This window comes from Paraburkholderia sp. BL6665CI2N2 (assembly GCF_004366535.1).
In the GTDB taxonomy this organism is placed as follows: Bacteria; Pseudomonadota; Gammaproteobacteria; order Burkholderiales; family Burkholderiaceae; genus Paraburkholderia.
Genome location: NZ_SORC01000001.1, coordinates 6,324,021 through 6,347,007, shown reverse-complemented (window position 1 = coordinate 6,347,007; position 22,987 = coordinate 6,324,021). Strand labels below are relative to the sequence as shown.

The window sequence follows — 22,987 nt, the reverse complement described above, 5'->3', positions numbered from 1 at the left end:
GAGTCCATCATGGCAAAAGGTCAAATGCGCAGTAACCGCGAAGTCAAGAAACCGAAGCAGGCGAAGAAACCCCAACCCGCCACTTCGCCATCCGGCGCGCCGCCGATCCGCGTAGCACCGAGCGTGTCAGCAACGCAGAAGAAGCACTAAAGCAAGCAAGCCCGCCACACACAGGCGGGCATTCTCATCAGCGAATTACTTCGAAATATCCTCCAGCGCCACGTCACGTGTCTTCGGCCCGAGCATTCCAATGGCCAGCATCACCACTGCCATCGCTCCGGAAATAAACACGAACACGCCGTCCACGCCAAAGCGGCTCAAACATCCCGCGATCACGAACGCGGAGAACATCGCCGAAATCCGGCTCCACGAATAAACGAATCCCACAGCCCGCGCCCGGATACTGGTCGGAAACAACTCGGCCTGATACGCGTGATAGCTATACGAAATAATATTTCCCGCTAGCACGAGACACACGCCAAGGCTCACCAGCAAGACCGTCTCGCGCGCCTGGCTGAACGCCAGGCCGCACACCACGTTCACCGCCGCCATGCAGACGATCACCGTCTTACGCTCGAAGCGGTCGGCAATCAGCAAGCCCAGCAATGGTCCGAGCGGCGCGGCAATCGCGATGATGCTCGCGTACATCAGACTCGTCGTCACCGTAATGCCCTGTTTGATCAGCAAGGTCGGAATCCAGTTCGCGAAGCCGTAATACCCCATCGTCTGAAATACGTGAAAGACGATCAGCATCAACGTGCGCCTGCGATACGGGGGCACCAGCAGATCGCGAAACGCCGCCCGTGCGCGCACCGGTTCGGGCAACGCCGGTTCCGGCAGCGGCCGTCCGTATTCACGCTCGACGCGTGCTTCCAGCCGCGTCATGATCGCGTCCGCTTCGTCGATCCGGCCTTTCTGCGCGAGCCAACGCGGGCTCTCCGGCAAACGCAGGCGAATCCACCACACCACGATCGCGCCGACCACGCCGGTCAGCACGACCAGACGCCAGCCATCCATACCGAAGTAACGATGCGGCACCAGCAGATACGAGAGAAACGCGACAATCGGCACCGCGCAAAACCCGACTGCCTGCGCACATGCCGACGCCCGGCCGCGCACATGCTTCGGCACGAGTTCGGAGATGTACGTGCCGATCGTGACGATCTCCACGCCAATCCCGATTCCCGCGATGAAACGCCATAGATTGAGCCCAAGCGCCGTATCCTGGAACGCCATGATGATGTTGGCCGCCGTGTACCAGAGCAGCGACCACGTGAAGATCGCTCGACGGCCGAAACGATCGGCGAGAAACCCGCACGCGGCCGTGCCGATGAACAGACCCGCGAACAACGCCGCAATGAAACTCGCCACACCGCTCGTGCCGAACAACCCGTGTGTCGTCGCGGTGAGAATGCCGCTGCGCACGAGTCCCGGTGCGATGTAACCGGAGAACATCAGGTCATACAGTTCGAAGAAGAGCCCGAGGCTCAGCAGCATCACCAGCTTCCAGATAGAACGCGTGGCCGGCAGCCGGTCGAGCCGCGCGGAAATGCGCGCACCGTCCCGCGCGATTTCGTCGGCAAGGCCATTCGCGGATGCGCCCGCGCCAGAGGGCAATCCACCGAGCGCGCCGGCATCGCCGACCGCCGTTGCATACACCGCTTGATTCGACGACTTCATCGTCTGTCTCCTTGGTCCGGTCTTGCGCCGGATGAGATTGATTTGACTACGTTCGATGCGTCGAGCACAGCGCTCAGGCAGCGGCTTCACGCGGCATCTGATTCGAGCCGCCGTTCAACACCGCGATCTGCGCTTCGTCGTAGCCCAGATCGCGTAGCACTTGCGCGGTGTGCTCGCCAATCTTCGCGATCGGTTGACGCGGTTGCAGACGCGCACCGTCGAGTGAAATCGGCAGCAGCGGCATGGCGGTTTCGCTGCCGTCGTCGAGCGTCAGGCGAGCGAGACCGCCGCTCTCGTTCAGATGCGGATCGTCGAACAGCTCTTCGGGTTTCGTGATCGACGCGAACGGAATGTGGTCACGCTCGAACTGCGGCACCAGTGCCGCGCCTTCGAACTGCCGCAGCGTTTCGCCGAGCGTCCGCAGCAACCATTCGCGCGCCTGCACGCGGTCGTTGTTGGTGGTGAGGCGCGGGTCGGCCAGCAGATCCGCCCGGCCGAGAATCGCGCACAGCGCGCGCCACTGACCGTCGCCGGTCGCGGCGATAAACATCTGCTCTTCGTTGGCGAGCGTGAACACGTCGTACACGGCCCATGCGCTGATGCGCTCGGGCATCGGCGCGGCGGGCACGCCGGTCGCGGCGAACTGCTGCATGTGCTGCGCGGAGAGCAGCACGCAGTTCTCGAACAGCGCGCTCTGCACCTCCTTGCCGCAGCCGCTCGCGTGCCGTTCGTGCAAGGCGGCGAGCACGCCGATCGCGCCGAACATGCCGCCCATGATGTCGTTGACCGAACTGCCCGCGCGTAGCGGGCGGCCCACCGGTCCCGTCATATAAGCGAGGCCGGCCATCATCTGCACGACTTCGTCGAGCGCGAGACGGTGTTCGTAGGGACCGTTCAGAAAGCCTTTGTGCGAGACGTAGATAAGCTTCGGATTGCGCTCGCGCAGCGAGGCGTAATCGAGACCGAGGCTCGCCATGCGGCCGGGCTTGAAGTTCTCGACGAACACATCGGCGGTATCGACCAGCTTGTGCAGCGCGGCCAGTCCCGCTTCGCTATCGAGGTCGAGCGCCACGCTTTTCTTGTTGCGATTGAAGGTGCGAAAAAAGCCCGCGCCGGTGCCGAGCAAACGACGCGTGCCGTCGCCGCGCGGCGGTTCGACCTTGATCACTTCGGCGCCGAGGTCGCCGAGAATCATCCCGCAGGTCGGGCCCATCACCATATGCGACAACTCGACCACGCGAATGCCCGCGAGCGGCAGCGCGCCAGACTGCGGCTGCGGCGCCGAAGAAAAAGGAGGAGAAGAAAGCGGATTCATTGCAGTACCTGCGAGTCGGAGGATTCGAAACGTTGACGGGCGGCGCTGAACTGTTTGGGCAAGCCGGCGCGCGCCAGATAGCCGTACAGCGGTTCGCCGGGCAATGCGTCGGCGAGCACGGCGCGCGACGCGAGCAGACGGTCGAGGTCAATGCCGGTCTCATAGCCCATGCTGTCGAGCATGAACACAAGGTCTTCGGTGTTGACGTTGCCTGTCGCGCCCGGCGCATGCGGACAGCCACCGAGCCCCGCAAGCGACGCGTCGAATTCGCGGATGCCGTGTTGCAGCGCGACCAGCGTGTTGGCGAGACCGAGACCGCGCGTGTCGTGGAAATGCAGCGAGCGCAGCTTGCCGCCCACGACGTCGCGCACCAGTTCGATGATCTCGCCGACCTGGCGCGGCGTCGCTTCGCCTGTGGTGTCGCCGAGCGCGATCACATCGGCGCCCGCTTGCGCCGCGGCGCGGGCGATCGCGGCGATATCCGCGTACGGCACCGCCCCTTGCAGCGTGCAACCGAACACCGTCGATAACCCGGCGATCAATTCGACGCGCCGCGCGCCCGCTTTCGACGCGCCGTCGATCAACTCGCGCATCGCCGCGAAGGCCTCGATCATCTCGGCCGGCGTCTTACGGACGTTCGCGAGGCTATGCGCGGTGCTCACCGAAATCGGCGCGACGATCCGGTGCACGCCGGATTCGAGCGCGCGCTGCGCACCCTTCACGTTCGGCACCAGCGCCGTCACGATCAGATCGTCGTAGGCGAGCGCGTGGGCGATGACTTCGTCGGCGTCGGCCATCTGCGGCAGCAGCTTCGCCGGCACGAACGAGGCGACTTCCATATGGCGCAAGCCGGCCGCATAGGCGGCGTCGATCCAGCGCCGTTTGAACTCGGTGGGCATCGTGCGGGCGATGCTTTGCAGACCGTCTCGCATACCGACTTCGGTCACGACGACGCGCTCCTGGATGTCACTCATGGTCTTGAATCCCGGTCTTGAATGCCGCGGAGAATGCGGGGAGATGAAGCAACTGAGTGACAGCGTGCCCGCGCATCGGCGTGCGCGAAAGTCTGCGTTGGCGACGCACTCCATCGCCGCTCGCGATGACGGCTCAGGCAAGCGGGACGGGCGTGAGCCGTCGCAAAGGGGAAACCCTTAAGGGCTTTTCAGAGGGCCTTGATGCGCGGATCGCCGCTGGGTCCGCGGGCTTCGCCTCACACCGCGTTCAACAGATGATCGAGCAGATGCGACGCGGCGAGCGTCAGCGCCTGGCGGTCGCGCATGCAAATCACGAAGCGCCGTTCGGCCCAGGCTTCGCGCAAGGGCACGGCGATGATGCCGTATTCGTCGGCGGCATGGCGGGGCAGCGCTTCGCGCGGCAGGATCGCCACGGCGAGGCCGGCCTGGATGAAACGATAGGCGGCGTCGAACGTCGACACGTAGGTGCGATAGTTGAGTTCGTGGCCCTTCTCCACCGCGATGCGCTGCATCAGCGCGTTCACCGATGCATTCGACGAGAGTCCGAGGTGGTCGAACGCCAGCGTCTGCTCGAAGCTGATCGCGGCCTCGCCCGCGAGCGGATGATTGCGCGGCACGATCAGCGCGAGATGATCGGAGCGATAGGGCACGACGTCGAGACTGCCCAGCGGCACCGCGTCGCGGCAAATGCCGAGATCGGCGACGCCCTCTTCCAACCCTCGCACGATCTCCGCGCTGACGCGCTCTTCGACGTCCACGCGAATTCGCGGGTTCGCTTTCAGAAACGCCGAGAGCGCCTCAGGCAGAAACTCGACCATCGACGACACGTTCGCCAGCACGCGCACATGGCCGCGCGCGCCGGCTGCGTATTCGCTGAGTTCGGCCTGCAGGCGTTCGTGGCTGCGCATGATGAGCCGCGCATGCCGCAGCAGCGCCTCGCCCGCGGCGGTCGCGCGCACGCCGCGCTGGCTGCGCGACAGCAACGCGACGTCGACCAGCGCCTCGAGATCGGCGAGCCGCTTGCTGACCGCAGACGGCGCGATGAACTCGCGTTCGGCCGCGCGCGCGATCGTACCTTCCTCGCAGACGGCAATGAACAAGCGCAAGGTCACCTGATCGATCTGCCACATGAGCGGGCGTGCTCCCAAGGTTTGAAGTGGGAAAATTATGCCCGACGACGACGGCGGCCGAGGCCATCCCAGGGTATCCACCGCGGGAGTTGCCTGGGGTGCCTGGGGTGCCTGGGTTGCCTGGGTTGCCTGGGTTGCCGGGATTGTTTCAGCCGAGCCGGCGCATGGATCACTTGGTCATGCAAGCCGCTTAGACGACCCGTCTCGCTTCAACCTGCAATCACATCGGCACTTGCCCGGCATTTCCGGTCTGGCTATCCTGAGGGCCTTGCCGGCCGCGAACCTTTGCACAGCGAGCGAATCGCGGCACGAACCAGAACAATCAACCAGAGATAGCCATGTCCACCACCAGTCTCTTCCTCACCGCCGCGGGCGTCGGCCTCGCGATTGCCGCGCCGGTCGGCCCGATGGGTATGCTGTGCATCCGCCGCACGCTGACCGGCGGTCCGCAGGCCGGGCTTGCCATCGGTTTCGGCATCGCAACCGGCGACGCCGCCTATGGTCTGATCGCGGCGCTCGGCCTCGTCAGCATTTCGCAATTCATGCTCGCGTACGACCGCCCCTTGCATCTGCTGGCCGGGTTGTTCCTGTTGTATCTGGGTGTGCGCACGCTGCTGCAAAAAGCGCCCGCCGATGCGCCGAACGGCAACGGCGAAGGCAACGGCAAACTCGCGCAGGTGGGCCGCGCCGGTGCACTGCGCGCGTACGCGAGTTCCTTGCTGCTCACGCTGACCAATCCGCAAACGGTCATCATGTTCGCCGCGCTGTTCACCACGCTCGCCCCGCGCGGCGCGTTTTCATCGAGCGTTGCGCTGACCACGGTAGGCGGCGTGTTTTGCGGCTCGATCGCGTGGTGGTGTTTTCTCGTGACCGTGGTGTCGCTCGCGCGCCATGCGATTGGCAGCAAACTGCGCGTGGCCATCGACCGGATTGTCGGGTTCACGCTGGCGGCGTTCGGCGTCGTGGAAATTCGCCGGGCGCTTTGAGCGAGCGACAACACATCGCCGTACGCCTGCACCGAAAGCCACGAGCCGTGAGCCGGCCCAACATGCCAACGTTGATCGACCGTACGCGCATCGCTTCATACGCAAACGCAGCGGTTTTGCGACAATAGCGGCTTTCGCCGCGCCGCGGCGGCCCTCCCGCCGCCCTCCATCGACTGTCGAAGGCCGGCGCGCCGGCCTTGCCGCCTATAACCCGTCCAACCCACCCGACCGTTAGCGGTCCGCTCAATGGCACTTCCCCACATCGATCTGCTGTACTCCATCTCCGGCCTGTTTGTCGGCTTTCTGGTCGGATTGACGGGCGTCGGCGGCGGCTCGCTGATGACGCCGATCCTCGTCCTGCTGTTCAACGTGCATCCGGCCACCGCGGTCGGCACCGACCTGCTGTACGCGGCGGCGACCAAGGCGACCGGCACGCTGGTGCACGGCCTAAAGGGCTCCGTCGACTGGCAGGTCACGCTGCGCCTCGCCGCCGGCAGCGTGCCGGCGGCCACCATCACGCTGATCCTGCTGCATCGTTATGGGATGGACACGCCCGGCGCCAGCCGATTGATCCAGGTCGTGCTCGGCGTGGCATTGCTGGTGACGGCGGTGGCGCTGGTGTTTCGTCCGCAACTCGCGGCACTCGGCGCGCGCAAACTGCGCACGCCGAGTCAGGGACGCACGCTCGCGCTCACCATGCTGACCGGCGCGGTGCTCGGCGTGCTGGTGTCGCTGACTTCGGTCGGGGCGGGCGCGATCGGCGTGACGGTGTTGCTGCTGCTCTATCCGCTGCTGCCCACCACGCGCATCGTCGGCTCGGACATCGCGCACGCGGTGCCGCTCACCCTGCTGGCGGGCGCGGGCCATTGGCTGCTGGGTTCGGTCGACTGGTCGATGCTGCTGTCGTTGCTGGTGGGATCGCTGCCGGGCATCGCGATCGGCAGCTATCTGTCCTCGCGCGCGCCGGACGCGCTGCTGCGCAACCTGCTCGCCGCCACGCTCACGCTGGTCGGCGTGCGCCTCGTGCTGGCCTGAAACCGGCTGACGCCGAAACGAGCAAATCGACGCGCGGCAACGCGAAAGTCCCGCGGCTACTTGAAGAACCGGCAGGTCAGATCGGACTCGAACTGCCGGATCCATTGACCGTGACGATCGTGATAGGACTGCGCCCAGCCGCCGCGCCGCACGGTGACGAGACGCTCGTGCGCCACATCGCCCGGATCCGCGCAGGCACTGATGTCGAAATGGGCCGGCGCGAAACCGTGCCGCGCGCACACCAGTTCGAAAGCCGCCCGATCGCCGATGGGTAGATCGGTATAACGCAAAAGCGGGGTTTCCATGGCGTTTGACTCCGGTTCCCAACGCCTCACAGTACGCTCTGAAGTGCGTCGGCAGTGTGTCACAGCGCACAGACGGACCGTGGCCGTGCCGCCGTTCAGTTCGAAACGGCTAAGCCCTATCATCGCCGCTTCAATAATCGCCAGATAAAATAAAAAAGGCTCCGGTTTTTTGCCGGAACCCTGGTGCACGCCTGCCTCACACTGGCGCATGACGGCGTGAGCCGTCCGCGCCAGTTGCCGCAGCCTGCTTACTGCTGCACAACGGTCAGCTTGTTCGACACCGACGTCACGCCGGCGACGCCCTTGGCAGCCTGGCCGGCAGCGTCGATCTGGCCTTGGTCAGGCACCGAACCCGTCAGCGTCACCGCGCCGCCACGAGCACGCACGGCGATGTTCGACACGTCGACACCTTGTGTCTTGGCCAGCGCGCTACGCACCTTGCGGCCCAGCTGGCTGTTCGCCTTCTTGGTCGACTTGGCGCTCGCAGCGGGCGCGGCCATCGTGCCGGTTGCCGTTGCGTCGCTTGCCTGAGCGTACACATTGCACGCCACCACCATTGCCACAACCGAACCCAGCGTTTTCAGAAAACCGACCGATTTCATAGCTTTTCTTCTCCTTTGCTTCACATTGGACCGCATCTACAAGCGGCTTCGTTACGACTTCCGGCGGCCATGCCAGGCGCGCGCGACAAGGCGCGGCCGGCAAACGGCCGACTATGGCAGTAACACGATGTGCGAGAGGCGAGAGAGGCCGATTGCCGTTGCCGCCCGCGATGACGGGGCATGCAGTGCGGTACGAAAACCGGCAAGCCGCGAGGTCCGCCGACGCGCCCGGTTCTTGTGTGTCGTGCCGGGTCGCGCCGCGCAAACATCCGTTCGCGGCAGCGATGCACAATTTAATCTAGCCGGGCCAGAAGCGCAAAGGGTTTAGACGGGTTTAGTCATACTCGAGACGCTTAAGATGCGAATCGCGTCAGGCGCGCAGGCTGTCATGCCACGTTCACGATTTGTTACGGGTTTGTCGGCGCCGCCGGCCGCCACGCGTTTCGCCGGGCGGTGAATCTCAGGTACCATCGGCGCGACGCGCGCTGCCGCGCGGCTTGCGCGCCACTCACGGCAAGCGGGCCGGCGCGAGTGCTTCGCCCGGCTTGCGCGCCGCCAGAGCGCCGCCCCTGTTCACTTTCGACCGTAGCCGTCACGTCATCCGATGAAGCCAGCCACCGGCCGCAAAAGCCCTCCCCGACTCGTCGCCCGTTTCGTCGCGATCTCCTGGCGCGATCTCGCCGTCTCGTTCGGACCGATCCTGCTGATCGCCGCCGTCGCGATCTGGGTCGCCGTGCGGCTGATCCAGCCCGCGCCGCCCAGCACGCTGACCATCAGCGCCGGCCCCGAAGGCAGCACCTTCTGGACCGCGGCGCAAAAGTACAAGACGATTCTCGCGCGCAACCGCATCACGCTGAAGGTGCTGCCGTCGGAAGGCTCGTTGCAGAATCTCAAGCGGCTGTCGGACCCGACGTCGAACGTCGATGTCGCCTTCGTGCAGGACGGCGTCGCGCCCGGCCCGGCGGCTGACGGGCTGATGTCGCTCGGCAGCGTGGCCTATGTGCCGCTCGCGATCTTCTATCACGGACCGACTGTCACGCGGCTTTCCGAGTTCAAGGGCGAGCGGCTCGCGGTCGGCGCCGAAGGCAGCGGCACGCGCGAACTGGCGCTCGCGCTGCTCAAGGCCAACGGCATCGTGCCGGGCGGCGCGACCAAACTGCTGCCGCTCTCCGGCGACGACGCCGCCGAGGCACTCGTCACCGGCAAGGTCGACGCAGCCTTCCTCGCCGGCGATTCGGCGCAACCCGCGGTGATGGGCAAGCTGTACCGCACGCCGAACGTGCAGTTCTACGATTTCTCGCAGGCCGACGCCTACACGCGCCGCTTTCCCTACCTGACGCAACTCGAAATGCCGATGGGCGCGTTCGACCTCGGCAAGAACCTGCCATCCGCGCCGATTCACATGGTGGCGCCGACCGCCGAGCTGGTGGCGCGCGACTCGCTGCATCCCGCGCTTTCCGATCTGCTGATCGAAGCGGCCCGCGAGGTGCACGGCAAGGCGAACATCATGCAGCGCGCCGGCGAATTCCCCGCGCCGCGCGCGCACGATTTCCCGATCAGCGACGACGCCGCCCGCTACTACAAGTCAGGCAAGAGCTTCCTCTACCGCATCCTGCCGTTCTGGCTCGCGAGTCTCGCCGACCGGCTGCTGGTGGTCGTAGTGCCGCTGATCGTGTTGCTGGTGCCGGCCCTGCGCCTCGTGCCCTCGCTCTATGCATGGCGGGTGAAGTCGCGCATTTACCGCTGGTACGGCGCGCTGATCGCGATCGAACGCAGCGCGCTCAGCGATCATTCGCCGAGCGAGCGTGCCTCGCTGATCGAGCGGCTCGACGCGATCGAGGAGTCCGTCAACGGTCTGAAGATGCCGCTCGCCTATGCGGATCAGTTCTACGTGCTGCGCGAGCATATCGGCTTCGTTCGCCAGCGGCTCATGCAAGCTCGTGACGCCCAGCGCGACGACGCCGCCAACGCAGCGGAAAGCACGCAGAACGATTCGGACGAGCGTGGTGCGGAGCCCAAGCCGCCCACCGCGAACGAAGCGGCCGAAATCGGCGAAACGCGCGGCGGCAGCGACGAAGGCAACGCCAAAACATATTGACGGGTGCAAGCCGCGGCTGCACCGCGTAAGATCATTACAATTCCGACGGTGCAGCAGACGCGCCGTGCGGAACAGGCATTTCGGGAGACATTTATGACCGTTGGCATCGACGCCAGGCAACCGCTGTGGTTTTACGACTTTGTCTCGCCGTTTACCTACCTGTTGCTAGAGCAACACGACAAATGGCCGGGCTTCGACTTCGTGTTCACGCCGGTGGTCCTGAACGATCTGTATCGTCACTGGGGACAGCGGCCGGCTTATGGGGTGCCCTCGAAACGCACCTTCCTGTACCGGCACGCGCTGTTTCGCGCGGAGCAACTCGGCATTCCATACAAGATGCCGCCGGCGCATCCCTTCGATTCCATGAAGCCGTTGCTGCTCGCCACCGCGGCGAAGGGCGACGTCAACTTCGTGCGCGAGATCTTTCGTTTCATCTGGCGTGAAGGCCGTGATCCATCCACCGAAGCAGCCTTTGCTGAGTTGTGCGACCGCGTCGGCATGCCCGACGGTCCGGAGATCATCAAAAGCGCAGCGGTGCTCGAGCAATTGCAGCGCAACACGGCGGATGCGATCGGCCTGGGCGTCTACGGCGTGCCGACCTTCTTCCTGAACGATCAATTGTTCTGGGGTGAGGACGCGTTGCCCATGGTGCTGTACTGTGCGCGCACGCCGAACTGGCTCGAATCGAAGGAAGTCAAACGGATCAGTTCGCTGCCGTCGGGGCTCGCGGACATTCAAACGTAGGCGATACGTCAATGTAAAGCGGACAAAACGCGCGCGGCACGGCGCTTACGTGGCTCGCTTACGTCGCACGCTTGCGCGGCTTTGTCTCGACAAAACAGCCCTGCTGATGCCGGCCATACCGGGCCCGCTATGCCGCTACACCGCAAACGGGCCTAAGGTTATGACCTTCGCGCCGTGCGCGTTGGCGCTGCGCGCTTGCGAGGTTCCCGCGGGTGGCTGCGTGCGGCGCCTCACCGGATCCGATTCGTTTGCCCCGCCTTGCTTAAACCATGGACGACACCGCCGCTTCCCTCGATATCTGGCTCGTGCGCGTGCTGCGCACGCTGCTGGTCGAGCGCAGCGTCACGCAGACCGCATTGCGTCTGAATCAGACCCAGCCTGCCATCAGCACTGCGCTGCGCAAACTGCGCGAAACGCTGAACGACCCGATCCTCGTGCGCGGCAAGTCGGGCATGGTGCCGACCGAATATGGCGAATCGCTGCTGGCTTCCGCCCAACGCGTGCTGCGCGAAGTGGACTTCGTCGCGACGCCGCACGGCGACTTCGATCCCGGCCGCTCGCGCCGCACGTTTCGCGTGGCCGCGCCGGACTATCTGAACGACTTCTTCATGCCGACCGTGATCGCGCAGTTTCGCGAGGCGGCGCCGCATGCGCGGCTCGAGATCGGTTCGCTCAGCCCTTTGCTCGATTATTCCGCCGCGCTCGACGCCGGCGAACTCGATCTCGTGATCGGCAATTGGCCGAAGCCCGAGCCGCGTTTCGAGCGCAGCGATCTGTTCTCCGACACCGTGGTGTGCATGATGCGCGCCGATCATCCGCTGACGCGCATGCCGTTGACGCGCGAAGCGTATCTCGCCGCGCCGCATCTCGCGCCAACGCCGTATAGCGGCGCGAGCGGCGGCGCCATCGACATCGGCTTCGCACGGGCGCGCGCCGAGCGCCGCATCGTTGCCACGCTGCCCTACTTCGGGCTGGTGCCGCAGACGCTGCTGCAATCCGATCTGATCTTCACGACGACGCGCCGCTTCGCGATGCACTACGCGGACATGTTGCCGCTCGCCGTGGTCGATGTGCCGATTCCGTTTCCGCGCATCAAGTGCTATCAGTTGTGGCATCCGCAGCCGGACCGGCCGAGCGATGTCGGCTGGCTGCGTACGCTCATGTCTCAAGTGTCGGACACGCTGGTCGCGCGGAAGGTGCGGCGTGCGAAGCGGGCGCCCAAAAAAGAAACGTCAGCCGCAACGGGCTGACGTTTTTGAGTTTGCAGTTCGAAGGACGCCGCTCGAGCGCCTCATTCTGGTTCAATCTATTGCTCAGACATCAGACACTCGCGCAGAGTCGCCGCGTCGCGGGTTGCGCCACAATCTGCCGCGTGCGAATCTGCAGCAACTCCGCGCACACCGCCACGGCGATCGCCGAAGGCGCCTTGTCGACGATACCGGCCACGCCGATCGGACACGTCATCTCCACCAGCCGGTCCAGATCCACGCCACGATCGAGTAGACGACGCTCGAATTTCACGCGCTTCGTCTTCGAGCCGATCATGCCGAAGTAGGTGAAATCGCGCCGCCGCATGATGCGCGCGGCGAGCGAGAAATCGAGCGCGTGGTTATGCGTCATGACGAGAAAGTAGGCGCCGGGCGGCGCCGTATCGACGATCGCGTCCGGCGTATCGGTCGCTTCGACTTGCACGTTGGCGGGCGTTTCGTCCGGGAACAGTTCGTCGCGTTCGTCGACCCACTGGACCACACACGGCAAGCTGCCGAGCAGCTTGATGAGCGCATGCCCGACGTGCCCCGCGCCGAACAGCACGATATGCATCGGTGCAGGACGCGGCATCTGCACGGCGCTGCGTCGGCCGATCTGAACGGATGAAAAATCGTTCATGGCGATCATTCCAGTGAGTGTGTTGTTCACGTGCTTCTTTCCCGGCTCATTGCTACGCTACGGCCACGCTCATTGACGCGCCGCTGCGGTTGCGGCCCGCACCGCGCCGACCGCCTTGAGAATTTCCTCGCTGGTCGCGGGCGCGTTCAGCAGCGGATTGACCTTATGGCCGCCGACCGCCGACACCGCATCGCGCACGGCGAAGAACACCGAGAACGGCAGCAGCAGCGGCGGCTCGCCGGTTGCCTTCGAACGATGGATGCTGTCCTCCGCATTGCGGTTCTTGAAGAGACGCACACGGAAGTCGGGTGGCGTATCGTTGACGGTCGGAATCTTGTAGGTGGACGGCGCATGCGTCATCAGCTTGCCGCCCGCGTTCCACCACAGTTCTTCGGTCGTGAGCCAGCCCATGCCTTGAATGAACGCGCCTTCCACCTGGCCGACGTCGAGCGCCGGGTTCAACGAAGCGCCCACGTCGTGCAATGCGTCCGCGCGCAGCACGCGCATTTCGCCGGTCAGCGTATCGATCACCACTTCAGACACGGCCGCGCCGTACGAGTAGTAGTAGAACGGCCGGCCTTGCAGCTTCGATTGATCCCAGTAGAGCTTCGGCGTCGCGTAGAAACCGTCCGACCAGAGTTGAATACGCGCGATGTAAGCCTTCGCGATCAATTCTTCGAACGGCACGATTGCGTCGCCGACCACCACGCGGTCATGCATGAAACGCACTTCCGACGCGCTCACATTTCCCGCGCCGAAACGCTCGGCGGCAAATGCCGACAGACGCTCACGCAACTGACGGGCGGCGTCCTGCGCGGCCTTGCCGTTCAGATCGGAGCCTGTGGATGCCGCCGTCGCCGACGTGTTGGCGATCTTGCTGGTGTCGGTCGCCGTGACACGAATGCGGTTGAAGCCGATGCCCAGTTCATGCGCGACCACTTGCGCGACCTTCGTGTTCAAGCCCTGGCCCATTTCGGTACCGCCGTGATTCACCAGCACCGAACCGTCGGTGTAGATGTGCACGAGCGCGCCGGCCTGGTTGAAGTGGGTCACGTTGAACGCGATGCCGAACTTGACCGGCGTCAACGCCATGCCCTTCTTCAGGATTTCGTTGTTCGCGTTGAACTCGTTGATCGCCGCGCGACGCGCGCGGTATTCGCTGGTCGCTTCGAGTTCGTCGATCAATTCGTGGATAACGTTATCTTCGACGATCTGGCCGTACGGCGTCTGGTTGCGTTCGGTCTTGCCGTAGAGATTGCGACGGCGCACGTCGAGCGAGTCTTCACCCACCGAGCGCGCGACGTTGTCCATGATGTATTCGATCGCGAACGCGCCTTGCGGACCGCCGAAGCCGCGGAACGCCGTATTCGACTGCGTGTTGGTCTTGCCGCAGAAGCCGTCGATCGTCACGTCGGAGAGCCAGTACGCGTTGTCGAAGTGGCACAGCGCGCGCGTCATCACCGGACCGGACAGGTCGGCGGAGAAGCCGCAGCGCGAGGTCATGTCGACCGTGACACCGTCGATCACGCCCTGGTCGTCGTAGCCGACTTCATACGTGTAGTGGAAGTCGTGACGTTTGCCCGTGACCATCATGTCGTCGTCGCGGTCCGGACGCAGTTTCACCGGGCACAGCAGCTTCCATGCGGCGAGCGCGGCGCAGCACGCGAACAGACCCGATTGCGATTCCTTGCCGCCGAAGCCGCCGCCCATGCGGCGGCATTCGATCAGCACGTTGTGAGACGCTACGCCCAATGCGTGCGCGACCATGTGCTGCATTTCGGTCGGGTGCTGCGTCGAACAGTAGACGTGCATGCCGTCGTCGTCCTTGGGCACCGCGTACGAAATCTGGCCTTCCAGATAGAACTGCTCCTGTCCGCCGAGCAGCATTTCACCGGCTTCGCGACGCGCGGCGCGGGCGATCTTCGTGTCCGCTTTACCGCGCGCGAGTTTCATCGGCGGCAGGACGTGCTGGTTTGCAGCGCGCGCCTGTTGCGCGGTGAGAATCGCGGGCAGTTCCTCGTAGACGATTTCGGCGCGGCGCGCGGCGAGACGCGCGGTGTCGTGCGACGTCGCGACCACGATAAAGATCGGCTGGCCGATGTATTGCACGAGGCCATCGGCCAGAATCGGATCGTCGCCGTGGACGATCGGGCCGACGTCGTTGACGCCCGGGATATCGTCGGCGGTAAAGATCGCGACCACGCCCGGCGTGGCGCGCACCTTGTCGAGCGAGATCGAGACGATCTTCGCGTGCGCTTTCGACGACAAACCGAGCGCGGCGTGCAGCGTGCCGGCGAGCGTCGGAATGTCGTCCGTGTAGGTCGCGCGGCCGCTCACGTGCAGATGCGCGGACTCGTGCGGACGCGAGACGTGGACCTGGGTGAAGTCGTCGAGCTCCTTGAGGTCTTTCAGGAACGGTTCGGCGTGCTGATTCATTGTGTGTGTTCTCCGTATCCGTTGGGCTTCGGCTTAGACGCCTGCGGGCGCGCACGCCGCGGCGACCGCGCGCACATCCAGCGCGCTCTTGGGCAGCGGATTGTTCGGCCGCGTTTCGAGCCAGAAGCGGTACAGCGTGTTCTTCGCCGATTCGAGGCGATAGTTGCTGGTCGCGCGCATGTCCGAGAGCGGCGCGTAGTCGTTGCCGAGCGCGAGCATCGCGGCTTGCGCCGTGGCTTCGTGCCACTCGGCGTCGCGCAGCACGGCTTCCGCGTGCGTCGCGCGTTTGCACGTGGCCGCCATGCCGCCGAACGCGATGCGCGGTTCGCGGATCAGGTTGCCGTCCGCGATGAACGAGAACGCGGCGCATACGGCCGAGATATCCGAATCGAAACGCTTCGAGAGTTTGTAAGAGCGGAACTGCAGATTCTGACGCACGCCGGTGCGTGACGGCACTTTCAGACCGACGACGAACTCATGCTCCGCCATGTCCTTCTTCTGATACGCGAGGTACAGGTCTTCGAGCGGCATTTCACGTTCGATCTCGCCGCCGCGCACGATCACGCGCGCGCCGAGGGCGATCAGGCCGGGCATCGAATCACCGATCGGCGAACCGTTGGCGATATTGCCGCCGAGCGTACCGGCGTTACGAATCGGCAGCGACGCGAAGCGCTGCTGCATTTCGAACAGTTCCGGGTACTGCTTGATGATTTCCGTGTAGGCCTTTTCGACGCTCACGCCGGCGCCGATTTCGATCCATTCGTCGTTGGTTTCGAGCTTTTGCAACTCGGCGATCTGCCCGACGTACACGATGTTGCCGAGATCTCGCATCATCTTGGTGACCCACAGGCCGATGTCGGTGCTGCCGGCGAGAATACGCGTGGCCGGTGCGGCTTCCTTGATCTTGGCAAGCGCTTCAACCGTGCGCGGCGCGTCGAATTGCTGGCCGGCGTGCTGATAGTGGAAGGTGTCCTTGCGCTCGAGCGTAGCGAGCGTTTTCGACAGCGCTTCGATGTTGACCGGCGCTTTCGGCGCGGGCGCTTCGAACATGCGCACGGCGGCGTCGACGATCGGACGATAGCCCGTGCAGCGGCACAGGTTGCCGGTCAGCGCGTTGCTGATCGTGTCGCGCGACGGGACGGTCTTGTTCGCGCAGCTATGTTCGTGGCCGTGCCTTTCGTACAGCGACCACATCGACATGATGAAGCCTGGCGTGCAGAAACCGCACTGCGAGCCGTGGCACTCCACCATCGCTTCCTGCACCGGATGCAGCGAGCCGTCCGGCTGGCGCAGGTCTTCGACGGTGTAGAGCGCTTTGCCGTCGAGCGTCGGCACGAACTGGATGCAGGCGTTGACCGCCTTGAAATCGACGCCACCCGCCGCGTTGCGCTCGCCGACCACGACCGTGCACGCGCCGCAATCGCCTTCCGCACAGCCTTCCTTGGTGCCGGTGCAATGCGCGTCTTCGCGCAGATATTGCAGGACGGTGCGGGTGACGGGCGCGTCCTTGATCTCGCGGATCGCGTTGCGGTGGTAGAAGCGAATCGGCTCAGTCATGTCTCGTTACTCTCGAATGTTCTGTGTCCGTTGGGACGTGCGGCAGCGATGGTTCGAAAACTATCACCGTCAATAAATACAACCCATAGCCCGGATCGCATGCGGGACATATCCGCGAAAAGATATCGAGATGGATTTGGGAGGCGGTTGGCTCATGGTGATCGTGACGTTTCGCTGTATTTTTGTATTTTATGCTGCATAACGGACAGAATCGGCGAGGGCCCATTGGCTAGCTTCGCTCAAAAATTAGGCACTGACGATGCGGAAACGGACCACTATATGGGTCCCGAAACGGATTTTCGTCCGACGAATTATTAAGCAAGTCCTGCAAGAGAATCGGTTCCATGGGAAAATCACGCCTTCCCGCCGATTTCAAGTCTCGTTTTCCCCATGTCCACCGACTCAGCGACACCTCGTAGCGAATTCGCGACGACCATGCAGATCATTCCAGTCGTCTTTTTCACGTTTCTTTGCTATCTGACGATCGGAATTCCGCTCGCGGTGCTGCCAGGCTATGTCCACGACGACCTGGGTTACAGCGCTGTGCTGGCGGGTGCGGCGATCAGCGTGCAATATCTGGCGACGTTGGCGTCGCGGCCGCTCGCCGGCCGTTCTGCCGATACGTTGGGGCCGAAGCGGACTGTGACGATCGGTTTGCTGGGTTGTGGCGCGAGCGGGGTTTTGTTGCTGCTGGCTGTGCTGTGCGGGCGCTGGCCGGTGGTGAGTCTTGGGCTTCTGGTCTGTAGCCGTCTTGTGTTGGGCTTCGGTGAGAGTCTTTGCGGCACGGGTGCGATTCTGTGGGGCATCGGCAGGGTTGGCACCAGCAACAATGCGCGGGTGATCTCGTGGAACGGTATCGCGACATACGGCGCGCTGGCCGTCGGCGCGCCGCTGGGCGTGGCGATCGAGCATACGGTTGGGTTTGCCGCGTTGGGGATTCTGGTGGTTCTGCTCGCGGCGCTTGGTTTTTATCTGGCTCGTCCGATCGCGCCGGTGCCGATTGTGCATGGCGAGCGCATGTCGTATCGGAGTGTGTTCACGCGGGTGTTGCCGCACGGGATTGGGTTGGCGCTCGGTTCAGCCGGGTTTGGGTCGATCGCTACTTTTATCACGCTGTTTTATGCGGCCAGGCATTGGCCGAATGCCGCTTTGTCGTTGACGGTGTTCGGGACGCTGTTTATTGGCGCACGGTTGTTGTTTGCCAATACGATCAAGACCTACGGCGGGTTTCGGGTCGCGATTGCTTCGTTTTCGTTTGAGTGTGCCGGGTTGTTGATGTTGTGGCTGGCGCCTGAGCCTCATATTGCGCTCGCCGGCGCGGCTTTGACCGGGTTCGGATTTGCGTTGGTGTTTCCGGCACTCGGGGTCGAGGCTGTGGGGCTCGTGCCGCCGGCTAGCCGGGGAGCGGCTTTGTCGGCTTATTCCGTGTTTCTGGATCTCTCGCTTGGGATTACTGGGCCGCTGGCCGGGTATATCGCTGGGGAGTTTGGGTATGGGTCGGTGTTCCTCTTTGCCGCTGTTGCGGCTGCTGCGGGGGTGGGGTTGTCTACTTTGCTTTATCTTCGGAATGCTAAGGTGACTAATTTGCCTGCGGCGTTGTGAGGGTTTGGGTTCTTTCGGTTTTGGCCTTTCCTTGAATTCTCGGCGGTTTATTAGCGTCGCCCCTGTGCGGGGCAGGCACCTACTTTCTTTGCCGCCGCGCAAAGAAAGTAGGCAAAGAAAGCCGTTTCACACTGCTAGCTCATAAGCGGGCCCCTGCGCCGCCCTCGCTAGTGGTGCATCTGGAATCTGTGCTCTCGCACATTCCGCTCCTGTGGACACAACAGTCATACCTCTCGACTTGCGCTGCGCGGTCGCTTCTGGCGCGGTCTGATATCTTGTTCTCTGGCGTTTACTTCATTAGACGTCTGGACGTCTTCGCTGCGCGTCCTCCCTATGTTCGATGCCTCCGCTTTCGTGCGAGGTCGCACATAACGCTTATATCGTTCCCCCTACAATCGTCCGGCGCAGATGAACGATAAGGATGATGCAATGCGTTTCGTTTACCCCGTCCTGTTGGCAATCGTGTGCTGCGCATGTTCGCAGCAAGGTAATCGTGCGGCCGTCTCCTCAGAAGATCATCGCGTCGACAGCGCAGTGCACGCATGGAGAGACAATTTCGATCCCCTGTGGCGATATAACCGTTCGACCTGCGGAGCCGACGCCGTCGCGCTCGCGGCTGTGAAAAGTCTGTTCCAGCAGCTCTTACATATATCGACGGCCACCGCCTGCGATCGTTTGACCGCGATGCCCGAAACTTACAGCACGCAAGTCGATGGCAACCAGGCAAGCGTGGTCGTGCAAAACGTCGACGGAAGACCGGGTAGTCAGATTCGCTTCACGCTCACATCGTCGGCTAATACTTGGGCAGTGCAGAAGGTGTCGGCCGTAAGCGCGTTGGCTACGACGACTATCTTCGACGCTACGCAGCCCGGCTCTGGCGACGGTCGCATCGAGCCGGCTTACTCGGCATGGATTCCGCATGGCGCTGCGCCGTGGGATATTACCCACGTCATCAGCTACGGTCAGTCGCTCAGTCAGGGCTTCTATAACCGGCCTGTGCTGTCCACCCACCAACGCTATTCTTCGTTGCGCTTCAATGGCGGCGTGCGGGTTCAAGACAGCATTCAAAGCGGAAACGTCGAGGTCGCCTACAAACAGTTCGTCCCGTTAGTCGAGACTCAATGGGGCGACAAGGCCGAGACACCGACCAGCGGCACGCTGAATATGGCCATGCAACTGATCGAACAGGAGAACCTGCAAAATCATGCGGACATCCCCTATCGGTTCGTTGGCTCTGCGCCCGGTGAAGGATCGATGGCTATTGCGACGCTGTCGGAGCCTGGACGCTATTACTCGCAGTTGCTGCGCGACATCGCTCAGGCAAAGCGGCTTGCTGACGCCGAAGGCAAAACATACGGCATCGGCGCCATCACGTGGACGCAAGGGGAAGCTGACGATTCCAGCCAGACCTCCATTCCGACTTACGTGGCGAAGCTGCGGACGCTGCGCGCCGACGTCGACCGGGACGCGAAGGCGATGACCGGACAGAAGCAGGACGTCGAAATGATCACCTATCAGTTGGCCACGCATCGCCGTTTCGACCAGCGCTATCCGCATATCGCGCTCGCTCTGCTGCAAGCCAGCCACGAAGATCCGCACATTCATCTGGCTGTGTCCATGTATCTCTTTCGCTACATCGATGGCGGACACACCGACAATCGCAGCACCGAATGGATGGGCGCTTATTACGGCTTGGTGCTGAAGCGGATTCTGATCGACCGTGCCACATGGAAGCCTCTCGAGCCGCTGAGCTGGCAACGCGACGGCACGACGGCCACGCTGCGCTTCAATGTTCCCGCGCCGCCGCTCAAATGGGATACGACGCAGGTTGCCGGCAATTCGGATTATGGCTTCTCGTTGCGTCTACCTTCCGGCGCTCTACTGCCGATCCGTTCAGTAGCGATCACGGGAGCCGACGAGGTGGAAATCATCGCGCAATCGCCGATCCCCGCGGGTACGCACGTCGAATACGCATTCAATGGTGCGGGCATCGCGGGCAGCCGCTATGGTCCGCGCGGCAATCTGCGCGATTCGCAGGGCGACGCGATCCGCTTCAACGACGGACGTGAATCGATGCGCCTCGACAACTGGTGCGTGATTTTCGATGTATCGCTTTAGCACATCGTGAACGGCCGGCGGCATCAAGCGCAAACATGAACCGGAACGAGGCAATGGTGAAGAACGAGCGCGTCAGAGGCTGCCTGGCCATTTCAATCATCGCGATCGTTTGCGCCGAGGTAATTGGCCGGCTCGGCGATGCCGGATTTCTGCAGGACGGGCACGTGTCTAGCGTTCTGAAGATTCTTCGGTACGCCGCAAACGCGTTGGGATACCCGACTGCCTTCTTCCTCCTCGGCATGAGTACGGTAGGGTATTTACAACGCTCGCGCGCGGACCTGCTGAAATACATAGCCGTAGGCGTGCTCTACCCATATCTGCTCTGGTCGATATTGCAGATGGCTTTTGAATGGCTCGTGGCCGACTATAAAGACTACGCCGGCCAGCAGTTTGAGTTGACTCGCTTGGCATTAGTGCCCGGCGGTCAATTCTGGTTCCTATACGCGCTGTTCATCTGCCAGATCGTCGCTTGCATCACGGTATGGCCACGGTCCACGAAGGTCCGATCGGCGTTGACGGTGCCGAACCGCTGCCTGCTTGTCGCGATGTTCATTGTATGCGCCGCAATCGCGACGCGGAGCCGCTGGGGCATCGTCACGATGACATGCTGGGGCCTGGTCTTCTTTCTGCCCGGCGTACTGCTCGGTTCCCGGCCTGACCGGCAAGGCGGCCATGCTGCCGGCGTCCACCTTGCGTGGGTCACGACCATTGCCTTTGCAGTTGTCGCATTCATGGGGCAACGTGCCGGCCACGACCTCGACTTGTATTCGCTGCTGGCGAGTTTTCTCGGTATCGTAGCGGCCATTTCGATCGGAAGGTGCCTGCCGATATGGCGAAGGTCGCGCTGGATCGTCTCGCTTGGCTCAGCGTGGAAGCCGGTGTATTTGCTGCACGTGCTCGCTACCGCTGTGGTCTGGAACGCGTTGCTGGCCTTTCACATCAGCCAGCCCGTGGTTCACTTTGTGCTCGGCAGTGCGACCGGGTTGGCGTTACCGATAGCGATCTGGCTCACGACGAAGCGCCTTGGCATCGCGCATTGGGTCGGCTTCGAGGAACCTATAGAAGTGCGGAACGAAGGCACCGCGTCCGCAAGTGCCGTCGCGCATAGTCCTGAAAAAACCGTCAAGTCAGGTACGTGACTTCGGCCATAGTCACAGTCGTGTCGGCGTCCTACTTACCGCCCGACAACCCTCGCTCCAAAGCCGCAACGCCCGCAGGCAAATCGACCTTCACGCCGAGATCGACCATCGTCCTGCCAAGCGCATGCACCGTGCGAAACAGATTGTGTTCCCGACACTGCTCGCCCATCTGCCCGATACGAACAATTGGCAATCCAAACGAACCGGAAATCTCCACTTGATGCATCCGCGAGATATGCGAACAGACATCCGCGGGACTGAACCCCTCGGGCACCTCGATCCCAACTACGGAATTCAACCGGCAAGCTTTCGGCGTGTACAACCGCAACCCCATCGCAGCGACGCCATCCTGCAGCGCCAACGAACACTTCAAATGCCGTGCGAACCGCTTCTCCAGCGTCTCAGCACAAACAAGCCTCAAAGCTTCATGCAAAGCCAGAACGCCAGAAACCGGCGCCGTATAGTGATACCCCGCGTTATGCCAAAAATTCTCCGCGAGTGAAGCATCAAGACACCAATGCGCATTCGGCGCCGTGCGCCCTTTCACGCGCGCCCAGGCCGCATCGGAAAACGCGATCAACGACACCCCAGGAATCGACGACAACCCCTTCTGCCCACCCGTAATCACCGCATCGATCCCCCAAGCATCCATCTCCAGCGGCATCGTACTCAACGTACACACCGCATCGACGATCACCAACGCGCCAGCGGCCTTCGCCAACGCGGCGATCTCCTTCAGGTGATAATTCCACACCGTATTCGACGTTTCCCCCTGCACCACCGTTACGATCTCGGGACGCTCGCGCCGAATCGCCCCGGCAATCTCCTCAAGACTTGCCACCGCGCGATCGGCGACATCGAGCGTGCTAACCCGCGCGCCGACGCGCCGCCCCATCTCCGCCATCCGCTCGCTGAAGAAACCATTCTTGATGGAAAGCACCCGCGTACCTTCCCACGCGAGGTTCGAGATCGCCATCTCCATCGCGGCCGATCCCGGTCCGGCCACGCCCAGCACCCATTTCGAGTTCGTCTGGAACACATAGCGCGCCATCGACTTCACCTGCCCGATCACCTTCACCATCGTGCCGCCCAGGTGATTGATCACAATCGCGTTCGCCTTGGCCACCGCCGCGGGAATCGGCACGGGGCCGGCGCCCATCATCAGGAGCGGCTCTTCGGGAAGAATGGCGTCGAGCGACTCGACAACCGGACAGGGCACTGCGGAAGATGCGGAGGTGAATGATGAAGTCGGCATGGTGATCGGTACGTGAAGGTCAGGACGCAAAGGAGCAAACGGCCCCGCCAGCATGGACGCTGACGAGGCCGCCTGTTCGATCATTCACCGATCCGCGCGATTGCGCAAGTTTTTTGACTATGCC

At 63.2% G+C, this 22,987-nt stretch carries 19 protein-coding genes; 9 read left to right on the top strand and 10 right to left on the bottom strand.

Going from position 1 to position 22,987, the window contains the following annotated elements; all coding sequences use genetic code 11:
* The first annotated feature begins 9 nt into the window (after window positions 1–9).
* A complete protein-coding gene (locus B0G81_RS43840) occupies window positions 10–150 on the top strand; it encodes a hypothetical protein (protein WP_166679071.1) in 141 nt (46 codons plus the stop codon).
* A gap of 45 nt (window positions 151–195) precedes the next feature.
* Here the strand turns inward: B0G81_RS43840 and B0G81_RS28555 are convergent, their stop codons facing one another.
* From B0G81_RS28555 to B0G81_RS28540, 4 genes are all read right to left on the bottom strand, one after another.
* A complete protein-coding gene (locus B0G81_RS28555) occupies window positions 196–1,680 on the bottom strand; it encodes an MFS transporter (RefSeq protein ID WP_106284436.1) in 1,485 nt (494 codons plus the stop codon).
* 73 nt (window positions 1,681–1,753) lie between these two features.
* On the bottom strand, window positions 1,754–2,995 hold the full coding sequence (locus tag B0G81_RS28550; protein ID WP_134139875.1) for a CaiB/BaiF CoA-transferase family protein: 1,242 nt from the start codon (window positions 2,993–2,995) through the stop codon (window positions 1,754–1,756).
* On the bottom strand, window positions 2,992–3,969 hold the full coding sequence (locus B0G81_RS28545) for a hydroxymethylglutaryl-CoA lyase (protein ID WP_134139872.1): 978 nt from the start codon (window positions 3,967–3,969) through the stop codon (window positions 2,992–2,994). Before B0G81_RS28545 ends, B0G81_RS28550 begins: the two co-directional genes overlap by 4 nt.
* Before the next feature lie 236 nt (window positions 3,970–4,205).
* The gene (locus tag B0G81_RS28540; RefSeq protein ID WP_134139869.1) at window positions 4,206–5,099 is read right to left on the bottom strand and encodes a LysR family transcriptional regulator; all 894 of its coding nucleotides are present in this window, start codon (window positions 5,097–5,099) and stop codon (window positions 4,206–4,208) included.
* Between the two features lie 338 nt (window positions 5,100–5,437).
* On the opposite strand from B0G81_RS28540, the gene B0G81_RS28535 reads away from it, so the two are divergent.
* A complete protein-coding gene (locus tag B0G81_RS28535) occupies window positions 5,438–6,085 on the top strand; it encodes a LysE family transporter (RefSeq protein WP_121306590.1) in 648 nt (215 codons plus the stop codon).
* 246 nt (window positions 6,086–6,331) lie between these two features.
* On the top strand, window positions 6,332–7,120 hold the full coding sequence (locus B0G81_RS28530) for a sulfite exporter TauE/SafE family protein (protein WP_106284443.1): 789 nt from the start codon (window positions 6,332–6,334) through the stop codon (window positions 7,118–7,120).
* A gap of 56 nt (window positions 7,121–7,176) precedes the next feature.
* Here the strand turns inward: B0G81_RS28530 and B0G81_RS28525 are convergent, their stop codons facing one another.
* Together B0G81_RS28525 and B0G81_RS28520 are read right to left on the bottom strand one after the other, a co-directional pair.
* On the bottom strand, window positions 7,177–7,425 hold the full coding sequence (locus B0G81_RS28525) for a hypothetical protein (RefSeq protein ID WP_116119050.1): 249 nt from the start codon (window positions 7,423–7,425) through the stop codon (window positions 7,177–7,179).
* A 248-nt stretch (window positions 7,426–7,673) separates the two neighbouring features.
* Window positions 7,674–8,027: a BON domain-containing protein gene (locus B0G81_RS28520; RefSeq protein ID WP_106284445.1), complete on the bottom strand. Its 354-nt coding sequence runs from the start codon at window positions 8,025–8,027 to the stop codon at window positions 7,674–7,676.
* Window positions 8,028–8,631: 604 nt separating this feature from the next.
* Between B0G81_RS28520 and B0G81_RS28515 the strand changes: the two genes are divergently transcribed.
* The 3 genes from B0G81_RS28515 to B0G81_RS28505 all read left to right on the top strand — a co-directional run bounded on the left by B0G81_RS28515 (window position 8,632) and on the right by B0G81_RS28505 (window position 12,119).
* Window positions 8,632–10,125 carry a TAXI family TRAP transporter solute-binding subunit gene (locus tag B0G81_RS28515; RefSeq protein WP_134139866.1) on the top strand — a complete coding sequence of 498 codons (1,494 nt, stop codon included), beginning with the start codon at window positions 8,632–8,634 and terminating at the stop codon, window positions 10,123–10,125.
* 93 nt (window positions 10,126–10,218) lie between these two features.
* Complete coding sequence (locus B0G81_RS28510) at window positions 10,219–10,869, top strand: 2-hydroxychromene-2-carboxylate isomerase (protein ID WP_116119772.1); 651 nt, start codon at window positions 10,219–10,221, stop codon at window positions 10,867–10,869.
* A gap of 269 nt (window positions 10,870–11,138) precedes the next feature.
* Window positions 11,139–12,119 (top strand): LysR substrate-binding domain-containing protein, encoded by a 981-nt coding sequence (locus tag B0G81_RS28505; protein ID WP_116142789.1) that lies wholly within the window; start codon window positions 11,139–11,141, stop codon window positions 12,117–12,119.
* Between the two features lie 70 nt (window positions 12,120–12,189).
* Here the strand turns inward: B0G81_RS28505 and xdhC are convergent, their stop codons facing one another.
* The 3 genes from xdhC to xdhA all read right to left on the bottom strand — a co-directional run bounded on the left by xdhC (window position 12,190) and on the right by xdhA (window position 16,749).
* Window positions 12,190–12,756: a xanthine dehydrogenase accessory protein XdhC gene (xdhC, locus tag B0G81_RS28500; protein WP_243856603.1), complete on the bottom strand. Its 567-nt coding sequence runs from the start codon at window positions 12,754–12,756 to the stop codon at window positions 12,190–12,192.
* 69 nt (window positions 12,757–12,825) lie between these two features.
* Window positions 12,826–15,192, bottom strand: coding sequence for a xanthine dehydrogenase molybdopterin binding subunit (xdhB, locus tag B0G81_RS28495; RefSeq protein ID WP_134139863.1), 2,367 nt, complete (start codon window positions 15,190–15,192; stop codon window positions 12,826–12,828).
* A gap of 33 nt (window positions 15,193–15,225) precedes the next feature.
* Window positions 15,226–16,749 (bottom strand): xanthine dehydrogenase small subunit, encoded by a 1,524-nt coding sequence (gene xdhA, locus B0G81_RS28490; RefSeq protein ID WP_134139861.1) that lies wholly within the window; start codon window positions 16,747–16,749, stop codon window positions 15,226–15,228.
* A gap of 390 nt (window positions 16,750–17,139) precedes the next feature.
* On the opposite strand from xdhA, the gene B0G81_RS28485 reads away from it, so the two are divergent.
* The 3 genes from B0G81_RS28485 (at window position 17,140) to B0G81_RS28475 (ending at window position 21,608) form a co-directional block, all read left to right on the top strand.
* Window positions 17,140–18,351 carry an MFS transporter gene (locus tag B0G81_RS28485; protein WP_116142797.1) on the top strand — a complete coding sequence of 404 codons (1,212 nt, stop codon included), beginning with the start codon at window positions 17,140–17,142 and terminating at the stop codon, window positions 18,349–18,351.
* Window positions 18,352–19,035: 684 nt separating this feature from the next.
* A complete protein-coding gene (locus tag B0G81_RS28480) occupies window positions 19,036–20,469 on the top strand; it encodes a sialate O-acetylesterase (RefSeq protein ID WP_243856601.1) in 1,434 nt (477 codons plus the stop codon).
* 53 nt (window positions 20,470–20,522) lie between these two features.
* Window positions 20,523–21,608, top strand: coding sequence for an acyltransferase (locus B0G81_RS28475; protein ID WP_134139859.1), 1,086 nt, complete (start codon window positions 20,523–20,525; stop codon window positions 21,606–21,608).
* Between the two features lie 31 nt (window positions 21,609–21,639).
* Here the strand turns inward: B0G81_RS28475 and B0G81_RS28470 are convergent, their stop codons facing one another.
* A complete protein-coding gene (locus B0G81_RS28470) occupies window positions 21,640–22,863 on the bottom strand; it encodes an aminotransferase class V-fold PLP-dependent enzyme (RefSeq protein ID WP_134143224.1) in 1,224 nt (407 codons plus the stop codon).
* Between the last annotated feature and the right edge of the window lie 124 nt (window positions 22,864–22,987).